Annotated in this window: 11 protein-coding genes; 5 read left to right on the forward strand and 6 right to left on the reverse strand. The window is 75.6% G+C overall.

Going from position 1 to position 13,399, the window contains the following annotated elements; genetic code table 11:
- Nucleotides 1–163 precede the first annotated feature (163 nt).
- The 4 genes from GCU69_RS25725 to GCU69_RS32815 all read right to left on the reverse strand — a co-directional run bounded on the left by GCU69_RS25725 (nt 164) and on the right by GCU69_RS32815 (nt 6,136).
- The gene (locus tag GCU69_RS25725; RefSeq protein WP_156207310.1) at nt 164–1,960 is read right to left on the reverse strand and encodes a serine/threonine-protein kinase; all 1,797 of its coding nucleotides are present in this window, start codon (nt 1,958–1,960) and stop codon (nt 164–166) included.
- Between the two features lie 574 nt (nt 1,961–2,534).
- Complete coding sequence (locus GCU69_RS25730) at nt 2,535–3,710, reverse strand: peptidoglycan-binding protein (RefSeq protein WP_156207311.1); 1,176 nt, start codon at nt 3,708–3,710, stop codon at nt 2,535–2,537.
- Nucleotides 3,711–4,016: 306 nt separating this feature from the next.
- Nucleotides 4,017–5,399, reverse strand: a complete 1,383-nt coding sequence (locus GCU69_RS25735; RefSeq protein WP_170315932.1) for a protein kinase domain-containing protein — start codon at nt 5,397–5,399, stop codon at nt 4,017–4,019.
- Nucleotides 5,396–6,136: an FHA domain-containing protein gene (locus GCU69_RS32815; RefSeq protein WP_170315933.1), complete on the reverse strand. Its 741-nt coding sequence runs from the start codon at nt 6,134–6,136 to the stop codon at nt 5,396–5,398. Before GCU69_RS32815 ends, GCU69_RS25735 begins: the two co-directional genes overlap by 4 nt.
- A gap of 189 nt (nt 6,137–6,325) precedes the next feature.
- Here GCU69_RS32815 and GCU69_RS25740 point away from each other — a divergent pair, with 189 nt between their 5' ends.
- Nucleotides 6,326–7,690: a cell division protein PerM gene (locus GCU69_RS25740; protein ID WP_156207313.1), complete on the forward strand. Its 1,365-nt coding sequence runs from the start codon at nt 6,326–6,328 to the stop codon at nt 7,688–7,690.
- Between the two features lie 57 nt (nt 7,691–7,747).
- On the opposite strand, the gene GCU69_RS25745 is transcribed toward GCU69_RS25740, so the two are convergent.
- On the reverse strand, nt 7,748–8,704 hold the full coding sequence (locus GCU69_RS25745; protein WP_156207314.1) for a hypothetical protein: 957 nt from the start codon (nt 8,702–8,704) through the stop codon (nt 7,748–7,750).
- A 247-nt stretch (nt 8,705–8,951) separates the two neighbouring features.
- Here GCU69_RS25745 and purN point away from each other — a divergent pair, with 247 nt between their 5' ends.
- Together purN and purH are read left to right on the forward strand one after the other, a co-directional pair.
- The gene (purN, locus tag GCU69_RS25750; RefSeq protein WP_098753607.1) at nt 8,952–9,593 is read left to right on the forward strand and encodes a phosphoribosylglycinamide formyltransferase; all 642 of its coding nucleotides are present in this window, start codon (nt 8,952–8,954) and stop codon (nt 9,591–9,593) included.
- On the forward strand, nt 9,590–11,191 hold the full coding sequence (gene purH, locus GCU69_RS25755) for a bifunctional phosphoribosylaminoimidazolecarboxamide formyltransferase/IMP cyclohydrolase (RefSeq protein WP_098753608.1): 1,602 nt from the start codon (nt 9,590–9,592) through the stop codon (nt 11,189–11,191). Before purN ends, purH begins: the two co-directional genes overlap by 4 nt.
- Nucleotides 11,192–11,325: 134 nt before the next feature.
- On the opposite strand, the gene GCU69_RS25760 is transcribed toward purH, so the two are convergent.
- Nucleotides 11,326–11,910 (reverse strand): hypothetical protein, encoded by a 585-nt coding sequence (locus GCU69_RS25760; RefSeq protein WP_156207315.1) that lies wholly within the window; start codon nt 11,908–11,910, stop codon nt 11,326–11,328.
- Between the two features lie 182 nt (nt 11,911–12,092).
- On the opposite strand from GCU69_RS25760, the gene GCU69_RS25765 reads away from it, so the two are divergent.
- Together GCU69_RS25765 and GCU69_RS25770 are read left to right on the forward strand one after the other, a co-directional pair.
- Nucleotides 12,093–12,956, forward strand: coding sequence for a bifunctional methylenetetrahydrofolate dehydrogenase/methenyltetrahydrofolate cyclohydrolase (locus GCU69_RS25765; RefSeq protein ID WP_156207316.1), 864 nt, complete (start codon nt 12,093–12,095; stop codon nt 12,954–12,956).
- Nucleotides 12,957–12,974: 18 nt separating this feature from the next.
- Nucleotides 12,975–13,399: DUF3017 domain-containing protein (locus GCU69_RS25770; protein WP_156207317.1), on the forward strand; the 425-nt coding region annotated here is incomplete at its 3' end.

Raw genomic sequence — 13,399 nt, forward strand, 5'->3', positions numbered from 1 at the left:
CGGGACGGCCGACCGGCAGGCAGTCGCCGGGGCGGGACGGCCGCCGGGGCGGGACGGCCGGGGTGTGCCGGGCGGGCGGCGGTCGTCCGGGCACGGCGCGTTCCCGGCGGGGCGGGTGCGGCACGGGTGCGTTCCCGGCCCGGTGGGTGCGGGGTGGCGTGATTCAGGACGTGCGGCGCAGCGCCCTCCAGGTATTGGGGCCCACCTCGCCGTCGACCGCGAGCCCCCGGTCGCTCTGGAAGAGCCGCACCGCCGCCCTGGTGTCGTCGCCGAACTCGCCGTCCACGCCCGCCCCGCCGACGCTGTAGCCGCGCTTGGTCAGCATGCACTGCACCTGGAGGACCCGTGAGCCCTTGTCGCCGTAGCGGGTGATCGCGGTCCCGGAGTAGTGCCTGCACCCGGAGATCCACGCGGGCGTGGTGGGCTCGCCCGCGTCCTCGGAGGGTGCGGGCCGCCGGGTCGGCGTGGTGTCCGTACCGTCGGACGGCTGCTCCGCGCCGCCGGAGCCGCCCGCGCCGCCGGGCCGGTCCGGGCTCCGCTCCGCCTCCGCTTCCCGGTCGCCGCCGGTCCTGCCGCCGGTGTCCCCGTCGTCCTCGTCCCGGTCGGACGGGGAGGAGGGGACGTGCCCGGAGGGGGCGGGCAGCGGCGACTGCTCGCCGACCTCGGGCGTGGTGGAGCCGGTGGCCGCCGGTGGGGCGGAGACGGTGCCGTCCGGGCGGGTGAGCAGGAAGGCGCCCACGGCCAGCGCGCAGACGGTGAGCCCCGCGACGGCGGCGAGATACGGCGCCGGGCGGCGGCGTCGCCGGGGCACCGGTCGTCCGGCCGCCGCTCCCGCGCCGCCCGCCGGCGGACCGTACCGGCCGGCGGGGAACGGGGCCGGGGCCGGTGCCGGGGCGGGGACGGACGGGGGCGGCCCGAAGCCGGGGACCGGTGCCGGGGCGGGTGGCCGCCGCTCGGGCGGGCGGAAGCGCCCCGTCTGCTCGGCGGAGGCGGAGCCGAGCAGACGGCAGGCCTGCTGCCGGGCGAGCAGCCGGCCGTGCAGCGGCTCCTGCCAGGAGGCCGGGAGGGCGTGCGCCTCGGCCGCGCCGATCAGCTGCCGCGGCCCGGGCCGCAGGGCGGAATCCTTCGCCAGACAGGCCGACAGCAGCGCGGCGAGGGAGGGATCCGCCGCCGCCAGCTCCGCCATGACCTCGGCCCTGGGCTCCTCGAAGGCGACGCGGTGCATGACGTCGACGCCGGTGCCGTCGCCGAACGGGGCATGGCCGGTGGCCGCGTAGACCAGGGTGCCGGCGAGCGAGAAGACGTCCGAGGCGGTGTCGCAGCGGCCGTCCCGGAGGTATTCGGGAGCCATGAAGGCGGGAGTGCCGACCCGGGTCCCGGAGGTGGTGATCGCGCTGCTGTCGGCCGCCTGGGAAATGCCGAAGTCGATCACATGCGCGCCGGTGGCGGAGAGGATCACATTGGACGGCTTGAGGTCGCGGTGCACGATCCCGGCGTCGGCCAGCGCCGCCAGGGCCCGCCCCAGCTCGGCCACCAGCCGCCACATGCCGGACGGTCCGAGCTTCCCGCAGTCGCGGATCGCGTCCGCCAGACTGAGACCCGGCAGGTACTCCGTGGCCATCCAGAGGAGCTGGTCGTCGAAGCCGGTGCCCAGCAGCCGCGGCGCGTGCGGTGTGCGGACCCGGGCGTGCACCGACGCCTCGCGCCCGAACCGGCGCCGGAACTCGGTGTCCTCGGCGTACTCCGGCCGGATCACCTTCACCGCGGCGAGCCCGGGGCTGTCGTCGGCGGGGCGCGCGAGATGGACCCGGCCCATCCCGCCGCTGCCGAGCAGCCCCAGTGGTAAGTACGGTCCGATGCGCGCGGGATCCGCGGGCCGCAGCGGTGCCGCCCCCGTCTGCTCCAGCGCGGCGTCGACGGACGCGGCGGAAAAGGGCGGCGTGGGCCGCTGGTCCGACATGAATCCATCCCCCGATGTGCTGTTTCCCGCACAGCCGCTGAAACCGGTGCGCTGCTGTCCCCCGCCCGGTCGCCGGAAGGATATCGCGCCACGGGCCGGCCGGACGGGGGTTCCGTGGCGCGGCGGCGGCCCGGGCGGCACCCCCGCAAGATCTTCCCGGGCCCGTCACCGGGAGCCCGGAACCGGCTCCGCCGAGGGCTCGTTGACCCGGCGAGCGGGCTCGCGGTTTCCTGCCCCGGTGTTTCGCGGGCTTCCCCACCCGGTGGACGCGGTTGCCCGGCCCCGGTGCGGACGGGTTCGTGGACCCGGTGCCCGCGGGCGGCCGGAGGACCGACGGCTGCCGCCGGCCCCGTATCGCCGCCGCGAGCCCCGGTATCGCCGTCCCCGCGTCCCCGGTACCGCCGTCCCCCGTCCCCGCCGCCGCGGGCCGTCGTGTCGCTGCCGCGCTCCTCCGTGGTGCCGCCGCGCTCCCCGTATCGCTGCCGCGCTGCCGCGCTTTCCCGTATTCGCTGCCGCGGGGCGCCCGCGGGCTTCCGGCGGTGCGCCCCCGTGAGCGCACCGCCCGGCCCCCGGGTCAGCGCCGGGGCAGGTCCGTGTAGGCCGTCCGGTGGTCGGACCAGCGTCCCGTGCTGTCCGGGACCACCCGGAGGCCCGGCCGCTCCGGATAGGAGGTCTCGCGCAGCCAGACGTAGTCGAACTTCCGCTCACCGAGCGTGGGCGCGCACGCCGCCGGGCAGCCCCGGTCGGCGTCGTGCCAGCCCCCGGCGGCCAGCGGCTCCTGCTCCCGGGTGCCCGGCACGGAGTTGAAGTCGCCCGCCGCGACGCTGCCCCGCAGGTTCCGGCCGCCCGGGGTCAGGGTGTTCATGTGCGCGGTGAGCTGGGCGATCTGGTCCCGGCGGGCTTCGGAGCCCGCGGTGTCGGCGTCATTGGTGAGGTGCGTGTTGTAGAGCACCGTGGGCTGCTGGTGCAGTTCGGTGCCGATCCACTGGAATCCGCGCCGCTCGCCGTAGTCGGGGTCGGCCGTGTCGTAGCCGACGCTGCCGCTCGCGTCGACGACCACGTCGGAGCCCTTGTACGCCACGAGCATCGCCTGGCCGTACCGCTGGCCCGGGCAGTTGGAGTCGCCGCCGTCGCGGGTCCGCACATAGCCGGTGACGACCCGGTACGGCTGGTGGAGGTCGCGCAGCCGCTGCCAGACGTCCGACAGATGGCTCTGGCAGGCCTCCTGGAGCGCGACGACCTGCGGCTTCGTGTCGGCGATCAGCTGCGCCTGGTCCGCGGGTGCGTGCTCGTCCATGTGCAGGTTGAAGGTCATCACGCGGCCCTCGACCCAGTGTTTGGTGCGCAGCACGCGCCAGGTGTCGGGTCCGACGACGCCGTCCGCGGCCAGGCCCGTCTGCTCCTGGAAGCGGACGACCGCCGCCCGGGTCAGCGGCCCGAACCAGCCGTCGATATCGAGGGCGGCGACCTCGTGCCGGTACCGGAGCAGACACTGGATCTCCCTGACCCGGGCGTCCGGCTCGGCGTTGCCCTCGGCGAGAACGTCCGTCCAGGTGAAGCTGTGTCCGGCGGTGAACCCCGCGAGCCCCTGGCCGCCCGCCTCGTGGTGGACGGACCGCTCGCAACTGCCCGGGAGGGGCGCGGCGTCGGCCGGCACCGGGGCGAGCAGGACGGCGGCGACGGCGGCCGCCACCGCGGCGGCGGACAGCGGGACGGGACGAAGGGTCCTGCCGCGGGCGCGCTGGGTCATGGCGTTCTCCTACCGGCTTCCGTGCGGTGGCTGGGGGCCAGTCACTCTGGCACCGCCGCGCGCGCCGGGGAGCCTGGAATGTCGCAGGGTGCGGGTGCGGCTGCGGGCGCGGGAGGGGCGAGCCGGGTGCCGGGTGCCGGTGGCGGGGATAGCGGAGTCGGGATCGCGGAGGCGGCGTACGCGGAGTCGGGATCGCGGAGGCGGCGTACGCGGAGACGGCGTACGGGAGACGGCGTACGCGGCGGCGGGCGGCGGGAGCCGTGCGGCGAGGGGCCGGGGGAGCGGGGCAGCGGGTGGCCGGGGCGGTCAGCAGTTCGGGACCCACTCGTGGGACCGCGGCGCGTACGTGCCCGCCAGATTGCCCTGCTGGCGCATGGAGGTACAGCCGGTGCGCTGCTCCATCCGGGTGCGGTCGATGCCGGCCGCCGTGAAGTCGGTTCCCCGGTAGTACGCGACGCCGCCGCGGCCGGGCGCCTCCACACCGTTGTTGAAGATGGACCGCACGGGCCGGTCGCGGGTCCACGCGCAGGTCTCGTCGCCCGACAGCCAGTCCGGGTCGTCGTCCGCCCAGTCGCACATCTCACCGTTGCCGAACTCCTCGCTGAAGAAGCAGACGGAGCCCGCCGGGCACCGGTGGTAGCCGTACGTCGGCCCGTCGTCCCGGAGCGTCGCGTACGTCACCGCGACCGCCGCCGCCGTCGCCGCCAACGTCCCCGCGAGCGTGGCCACCCAGGCGGAGCGGCGCGGTCTGCGCGGGCGGAGCCTCGGCAGCCGGGCGGAACGGGCCTCGCCCGCCGCCTGCTCCGCCCGACGCAGCAGCGAGGCGCTGTCGTGGGCGGCCCGGAGGTCGTGGCTGCGGGCCAGGCAGTCCGTGACGATCTCCCGCCACGCCTCGGGCAGCCGCGGGGACAGCCGCAGTTCCTCCGTGCCCCTGGCGTACCGCACCGCCGCGTCGCAGCGGGCGTCCGTCGAGCCGCCGGGCAGCGGGTAGCTGTCCGTGAGGACGAGATGGGCGAGGACGCCGAAGGCCCAGATGTCGGCGGTGGGCCGGATCTGCCGGCCGCGTTCGCCGAGTTCCGGCCAGAGGAGTTCCGGCGGGGTGTAGTCGGGGGTGGAGAACGCGGGGGAGTAGGCGTGGGTGCCCTCCAGTTCGGCCGCCATGTTGAAGTCGGCCAGCCGCACCGAACCGTCCTTCATCAGCAGGACGTTGCCGGGTTTGAGGTCGCCGTGCACCCAGCCCGCGTGGTGCAGCTGGTGCAGGCCCTCGCAGACCTGGGCCAGCAGGGCGGGCCCGGAGCCGGGGACCGGTGTGCGCCGGAGCAGTTCCTCCAGTGACCCCTCTGCCTGTTCCAGTACGAGGACGGTGGCGCCGTCGAGTTCGGGCAGCGCGGGATCGTCGACGGTCAGGACGTCGTACATCCGGATCAGCCGGGGCGAGCGCAGCCGGCGCAGCAGATCCACCTCGCGGTCGGCGAGTTCGCGCAGATGACGGAGCCGGCGCGGGGTGTGGGTGCCGGTGGGCAGGAACTTCAGGGCCGCCTGACGCGGCTGGTCCGGTTCGCCGCCGCCGGTGCGCCGGGCCGCGTACACGGTGCCGAACGCGCCCGACGCGAGCGGCTCGCGCACCTCCCAGGAGCCGACACGGTAGCCCGCCGGTACGGGAACCGCGTGGGGGTGCCCGGCGGTCACCGGGCCGCTCCGCTCGGAAGCGGGCCGAGCACGATCAGATCGTCCTCGCCGACGAGGTCGAAGCGGAGCGCGAGGGAGACCAGGGTCTCCTTCTTGCCGTTCAGCCGGGGACCGGCATCGGCGGCCTCCGGGCCGGGGCGCAGTCCGAGCTTGACCGCCAGGTAGTCGATGTTCCAGTGGACCGCGGAGCGGCTGACCGTGGGCCAGTTGGGCCGCAGCCGCTCCGTGACCTGGCCGACGGTGGGCAGCGGGGCGTGCGGTTCGGCGCGCAGCCGGGGCTCGCACAGGGCGGCCAGGACCGCGTAGTAGCGCGTGGTGCGGTCGAGGGCGAAGGCCGGCGCCGTGGCCGCCCCGGGGGACGGAACGGCACCGCGGGGTCTGTAGCGGTGACGCGGCGCCCACACGTCGAAACGGAGCAGGTCGCCGGCCGCGGGCAGCACCACCCGGGAGAACTCGAACGGGATGGGAGCGTCCAGCCGGCCGGGCGACACCTTGACGTGCTCGCCCGCGCCCTCCGGGTTCTCCACCACATAGGTCTGGTCCGCGCTGTGGTTGCTGAGGAGCCAGAACGACTGGTGCGCGGTGATCTCGCCGGCGTTCCGCGGCACGCCGGGGTGAGCGACGGTCAGACCGCTCTCCGGGGCCGCGCGGCCGAAGGCGAGCCGTTCACCTGCGGCGATCCTGATCTGGCTGCCGGGTCTTTCGCATGACGGTGGCACGACAATGACGCTGTACATGCAGGTCCCCCCTGAGTCGCGCTGTCAGTGTAGGGCCGCCCCCGAAAGGGGCGAACGCCTTTGGCGGGCCGGGTGTGTCGCCCGGACGGGGGGTGGTTCGGACGTACGGGTGATTCCGGCATACGGGGCGACACGGCGGTTGTCCGCCGTTCACCGGCCGAACCGGGTGTTGTTGGCAGCATGGCGGGCGTGACCCGAGCGAACCCTCCCGGTGTGCTGCCGTCCGCGCCCGCCGCGCCGCCGTCCTCCGCCGGACGCGCCGTACGGCCCGAACCCGCCCCGGCGGCCCGGCTTTCCGCCGCGGCGGCCGGAGCCGGAGGGGGCGCGACCGCCGCAGGGCTGGGGCTCGGGGGGCTGGTCGTCGTCGTGCTGCTGCTGTGGGTCGTCTCGCCGTACCCGGACGGCGACGCGGACGGCGCCCTGCGCGGCGCGGCGGGGTTGTGGCTGCTCGGGCACGGCGCGGATCTCGTACGGAACGCCGGACCGGCCGGGGCGGGCGGGCCCGTCGGGGTGTCGCCGCTGCTCGTCGGCGCGCTGCCGCTGTGGCTGCTGCACCGGACGGCACGCCGCGCGGCGGCACCGGAGCGGGACGGGGCAGGAGGCCCCGGCACCACGTCGTTCGGCACGCTCGCGGGGCTCTGGGCCGGCTATCTGCTCGTCGTGCTCGGCGCCGCCGTCCTCGCCCGGGGCGGCCCGCTCGGTCCCGCCGCGGCTCCCGCGACGGCGGTGTTCCCGGCCGTGTTCGCGGCGCTGGCCGTGCTGAGCGGGGCATGGGCGGCGGGCGGGCTCGCCGGGCAGCGGCTGCCGGCGGGGGTGCGCGGCGGCATCGCGCGCGTCCCGGGCCCGCTGCGCGCCCTCCTCCCGCCCCGCCGGACGGGTACGGCCGTGCGTGCCGCGCTGACGGGCACCGCGGCCCTGCTCGGCGGGGGCGCGCTGCTCGCGGGCGGATCACTGGTGTGGCACGGCGTCGCGACGGGGACGGCGTTCCCCGGGGCGGCCGAGCCGTGGCCGGGCCGGATCGCGCTGCTGCTGCTGTGTCTCGCGCTGGCGCCGAACGCCGCCGTGTGGGGTGCCGCCTACGGCCTCGGCCCCGGGTTCACGCTGGGCGCGGGCAGCCTCGCGACACCGCTCGGGGCCGCCGGGTATCCGCCGCTGCCGTACTTCCCGCTGCTCTCCGCCCTCCCCGGGCAGGGCCCCGGAACCCCGCTGACCTGGGCGGCGGTCACGGTCCCGGTGCTGGCGGGAGTCGCGGTGGGGCGGAGCACGGCGCGGGCGGCCGTCGCGGCCCGGCGGGCGGGCGAACCGGTGCCCGGATGGCGGGAGACGGCGCTCACCGGCCTGTACGCGGCCGTGTGCTGTGGCGGCTGCGCGGCGCTCCTCGCGGCGGTGGCAGGCGGCCCGCTCGGGACGGAGGCGCTGGCCCGGTTCGGCCCGGACCCGTGGCGGACGGGCGGCGCGGCGGCACTGTGGACGGCCGCTCTCGCGCTGCCGGTGTCGCTCGCGCTGCGCGCCTGGTGGCTGCGCCGCGACCGGACGGCTGCCGCCGCGGCCTGACGGAGGGCCGGAACCGCGACCGGCGACGGGGCGCCGCTCCCTGCCTCGGGTGGCGCGCTACTCCTGCGTCGTCAGCAGCGGACGCAGCTGCTCCGGCAGCAGCTTCTCGCAGTTCTGCTCCGAGGAGCGGGTGAGCGCGTCCTCCACGCAGGTGTAGTAGTCCTGGTAGACGAGCTGGAACGTGTAGGTGGCCGCCACGATCAGCAGCGCCAGCGAGCCCGTCACCAGCCCGCTGACCGCCGAGGTCGTCTGCGGGCGGGAGCCGTTCTGGGCCGGGCCGGGGGCACCCGGCGGCACGTCGCCGCGGCCCGCGGGAGCGGTCTGCTCGTGGCCCGGCGTGCCGCCGGACACGTCGGCCGCCGTCGCCCTCGGTGTCTCCGGCTTGCCGTTCCCGTCCCGTCCGGTGTCCCGGCCCGCCTTGCCGCGCAGCGAGCTGACGCCCCAGTAGAGGGCCAGCGCGCCGAGCAGCATCGCGATCTCCGGCAGGCTGAACAGCGCGAAGAAGAAGCCCCACATGCCGGCGAGCAGCGCGTACCGGGCGCGCCGCTGGTTGGGGTCCGTGGGGTCCCAGCGCAGCCCGCCGGGGCCCGGGCCGCCCGGCCCGCCGCCCTGGCCGTTCTGCCGCGGGCCGGTGCCGAAGCCGCCGGTGTGCCGGCCGGGCTGCCGGCTGCTCCACCGGCCCCAGTTCTGCCGCTGCCCGTCGCCCTCGTGGCCGGAGCCGGAACCACCGGAGCCGGAACCGCCGGAGCCGTCACCGCCCGGACCGGAACCGCCGGAGCCGTCGCCGCCCTCCGGGTTCCGCGGGCGCCACTCCTGGTCGGGGCGGCCCTCGGGCGGCGGCGCGAAGGGGTTGTCCCGGTCCGTGCCGGGACGCGTTCCCCGGCCGCCCCGCCCGTCCCGGTCCCGCCCGTCGCCGCGGAGCGCGGAGGACGCGGACGGTGGCCTGCGGTCGCGCAGCACTGCGGTGGGGAGCGTCGGGAGGCTGAGGGCCGCGCGGCGGCGTCGGTCCGGCATCTGGAGTGTTTCTTCCCCTTGTGTCGTCGTCCCCCGGATGGCCTCCGCGCCGGGGCGCGGGCGTTGCGGGACGGTTCGGTCCTGGCACGCACGCTACCCGGCGCCCGTGGCCCCGTCCCGCGGGGGCGGCACGGTGTGCCGGTATCGTTGCCGGCGGTCGGCGGCTTCGTAGGGTCTTCCGTATCTCCAGGATTCTCTCGCTTGTACGACCCCACAAACCTCTGGGTCCCGTAGAAAGAGCCCCGCTGTGCCAGCGTCCTCCCCGCAGCCCGCCCGTCCCTGCCGACTGGTGGTGCTGGTCTCCGGCTCCGGTACGAACCTCCAAGCCCTGCTCGACGCGGTCGCGGCCGCCCCGGACGGCTCGTACGGCGCGGAGATCGTCGCCGTCGGCGCGGACCGCGGCGACATCGCCGGTCTGGAGCGCGCCGAGCGCGCCGGGCTGCCGGTGTTCGTGTGCCGGGTGCGCGACCACGCCACCCGCGGGGCGTGGGACCGGGCGCTCGCCGAGGCCACCGCCGCGTACGAGCCGGACCTGGTCGTCTCGGCGGGCTTCATGAAGATCGTGGGCCGGGAGTTCCTGGCCCGCTTCGGGGGGCGGTTCGTCAACACGCACCCCGCCCTGCTCCCCAGCTTTCCCGGTGCCCACGGCGTGCGCGACGCGCTCGCGTACGGCGTGAAGGTCACCGGGTGCACCGTCCACTTCGTCGACGACGGCGTCGACACCGGCCCGATCATCGCCCAGGGCGTGGTCGAGGTCCGGGACGAGGACGACGAGTCCGCACTGCACGAGCGGATCAAAGAAGTCGAGCGCCAGCTGCTCGTCGATGTCGTGGGGCGACTGGCCCGCAACGGCTACCGCATCGAGGGACGAAAGGTACTGATCCCGTGACGACCGCCGAAGGTACGAGTCCGCCCAGCGCCGGGAACGACCGGCTGCCCATCCGCCGCGCGCTGGTCAGCGTGTACGACAAGACGGGCCTGGAAGAGCTGGCCCGCGGCCTGCACGAGGCCGGGGTCGAGCTGGTGTCCACCGGCTCCACGGCCGGCCGCATCGCCGCCGCGGGCGTGCCGGTCACCAGGGTCGAGGAGCTGACCGGCTTCCCCGAGTGCCTGGACGGCCGGGTCAAGACCCTGCACCCGCGGGTGCACGCCGGGATCCTCGCCGACCTGCGGCTGGAGGACCACCGGCGGCAGCTGGCCGAGCTGGAGGTCGAGCCGTTCCAGCTGGTGGTGGTGAACCTCTACCCGTTCAGCGACACCGTGGCCTCCGGTGCCGCCCCCGGCGAGTGCGTCGAGCAGATCGACATCGGCGGCCCGTCCATGGTCCGCGCCGCCGCCAAGAATCACCCGTCCGTGGCCGTCGTCACCAGCCCCGGGCGGTACGCCGACGTGCTCGCCGCCGCCCGCGGCGGCGGCTTCGGCCTGGCCGCCCGCAAGCGGCTCGCGGCCGAGGCGTTCCAGCACACCGCCGCGTACGACGTGGCCGTCGCCTCCTGGTTCACGGATTCCTACGCCCCCGAGCACGGCGAGAACGTCACCGCCCTGCCCGAGTTCACCGGCGCGACCTGGCGGCGCAAGAACTCCCTGCGCTACGGCGAGAACCCGCACCAGTCGGCCGCCCTCTACACCGACGGCACCGCCGAGGGCCTCGCCAACGCCGAGCAGCTGCACGGCAAGGAGATGTCCTTCAACAACTACGTCGACACCGAGGCCGCCCGGCGGGCCGCCTTCGACCACGACGAGCCGTGCGTCGCGATCATCAAGCACGCCAACCCGTGCGGCATCGCGATCGGTGCCGATGTCGCCGAGGCACACCGCAAGGCGCACGCCTGCGACCCGGTGTCGGCGTACGGCGGCGTGATCGCCGTGAACCGCCCGGTGTCGGTCGCGATGGCCGAGCAGGTCGCGGAGATCTTCACCGAGGTCGTCGCCGCCCCGGCGTACGAGGACGGCGCCGTCGAGGTGCTGGCCCGCAAGAAGAACATCCGGGTGCTGCGCGTCGGGGGAGCCCCCGCCGGCGACAACGACCTGCGGCTGATCTCCGGCGGCGCGCTGCTCCAGCACAGCGACCGGCTCCAGGCCGAGGGCGACGACCCGGCGACCTGGACCCGGGTCACGGGCGGGGCGCTGGACGACGCGGCCCTCGCCGAGCTGGCCTTCGCCTGGCGCGCGTGCCGCGCCGTGAAGTCGAACGCGATCCTGCTGGCCAAGGACGGCGCGACCGTCGGCGTCGGCATGGGCCAGGTCAACCGCGTGGACTCGGCGAAGCTCGCGGTGCAGCGGGCGGGCGCGGAGCGCGCGGCCGGCTCGTACGCCGCCTCCGACGCCTTCTTCCCGTTCCCGGACGGCCTGGAGGTGCTGACCGGGGCGGGCGTGACCGCCGTGGTCCAGCCGGGCGGCTCGGTCCGCGACGAGCAGGTGATCGAGGCCGCGAAGGCGGCCGGGGTGACGATGTACCTGACGGGGACCCGGCACTTCTTCCACTGAGGTCCGCCGGCGGGTGACCGCTGCGGCTCCCGGCAGGGCGCGGCTTCCGGCAGAGTGCGCGGCTCCCGGACGAAGCGCGAAGGCCGCGTCCCCCACGGGGCGCGGCCTTCGGCGCGTGCGCTCGGTGACGGCGCTCAGTGGCGCGGGCCGGCGAACCAGGCCGCCGAGTCCTTCACGGCGAGGAAGACCACGATCAGGATGCCGACGATGATCCACACGATGCCCAGCGGGAAGTAGAAGATGCCGACAGCGGCCATGACCACGGCGGAGACGATGCCGGCGATCCGGACACCGGGGCCGCCCTTGCCGAACTTGGCCGCGATCACGATCTGGGCGACGGACACCAGCAGGCCGACCACGCCCACCGCGATCAGGATGCCCGCCATGGACTCGTCCACGGCCAGGCCCTGGTCCTCGAACGCCTCCTGCACGTCGGCGTTGCTGAGGGCGCTGCCGCCGATCGCCGTGAAGAAGCCGCCGACGATGCCCAGCCCGCCGAAGACGAAGAGCAGGACCCGCGCGGCCTTCAGCATGCCCGGCATCTGCGGCGGCATGGCGTTGCCGCCCGGGTACGGCTGCCCGTAGGGCTGGTTCGGGGCGGGGTGGCCCGGCTGGCCGTAGGGCTGGCCCTGCGGGGGCTGCCCGCCGCCCTGCGGATACGACGGATACTGGCCGCCCTGCGGCGCGGCATACGGGTTGTTGGGATCGGACTGGCTCATGGTCGGTTCCTTCGAACGGCGTAACGGCGGTTTCGGTGCGTAATCATCCGTACTCGGTGCGGGCACTGTCCAGCGGCCTGCCACCGGAAGGTGCCCCGGGAGTCGTGTGCCCGCTGTCCGCATGCTGGTAGCGGGGGAGACCTGATTGGATCGGCGGCGGCCCGATCCGGGATGATGGCGGCATGAGCGCCCAGATTCTCGACGGCAGGGCCACCGCGGCCGCGATCAAGTCCGAGCTAGCCACCCGTGTGGAGGCGCTGGGGGCCCGGGGTGTCACGCCCGGCCTCGGGACGCTGCTGGTCGGCGACGACGTCGGCAGCCAGAAGTACGTCGCCGGGAAGCACCGTGACTGCGCCCAGGTCGGCATCGCCTCCATCCAGCGCGAACTGCCCGCCACGGCCTCCCAGGAGGAGATCGAGGCGGTCGTCCGCGAACTCAACGAGGACCCGTCGTGCACGGGCTACATCGTCCAGCTGCCGCTGCCGGAGGGCATCGACACCAACCGGGTGCTGGAACTGATCGACCCGGCGAAGGACGCCGACGGCCTCGCCCCGATGAGCCTCGGCAAGCTGGTCCTCAACCAGGACGCGCCGCTGCCCTGCACCCCGAACGGCATCCTCACCCTGCTCCGCCGCCACGGCGTGGAGACCAAGGGCGCGCACATGACGGTCGTCGGCCGCGGCATGACCGTCGGCCGCTCCATCGGCCTGCTCTTCACGCGCCGTGAGGTCAACGCGACCGTGACCCTGTGCCACACCGGCACCCGCGACCTGTCCGCGCAGCTGCGGCAGGCCGACATCGTCGTGGCGGCCGCCGGTTCCGCGCACATCGTCCGGCCGGAGGACGTCAAGCCGGGCGCGGCCGTGCTCGACGTCGGCGTCAGCCGGGACGAGAACGGCAAGATCGTCGGCGATGTGCACCCCGGGGTCGCGGAGGTCGCGTCCTGGGTCGCCCCGAACCCCGGCGGCGTCGGCCCGATGACCCGCGCGCTGCTCCTGCAGAACGTCGTGGAAGCCGCCGAGCGGCACGCCGCCGCCACGGCCTGATCCGGAAGGGGCGCAGCCATGACCGCGACAGCGGACGCCGGACAGCCGGGCAGGCCGGACGGGCCCGGAGAGCCGGAGGAGACCGGCGCCCGGCAGAAGTCCCGCCGCTTCCCCCGGCTGACGCGGGACACCGCCCGGCCCGAGGGCGGCGGCCGGGCCGCGCCCGGTGACGCCCCGGCGCCCGCCCGTCAGTGGCCGCTGCTGACGGTGCTCGGCGGGACGGTGCTCGGGCTGGTCCTGGTCGCCTTCGGGGTCGCCCGGATCGGCACGCTGACCATCGGGCTCGCCATGATCACCGGGTCGGTGCTGCGCCGGGTGCTGCCGTCGGTGGGCATGCTGGCGGTGCGCTCGCGGTTCACGGACATGCTGACGTACGGGCTGCTGGGTGTGCTCATCGTGCTGCTGTCGCTGATGGCGCAGCCCGAACCGTGGCTGGAGATCCC

This window comes from Streptomyces lycii, assembly GCF_009735685.1.
Taxonomy (GTDB): domain Bacteria; phylum Actinomycetota; class Actinomycetes; order Streptomycetales; family Streptomycetaceae; genus Streptomyces; species Streptomyces lycii.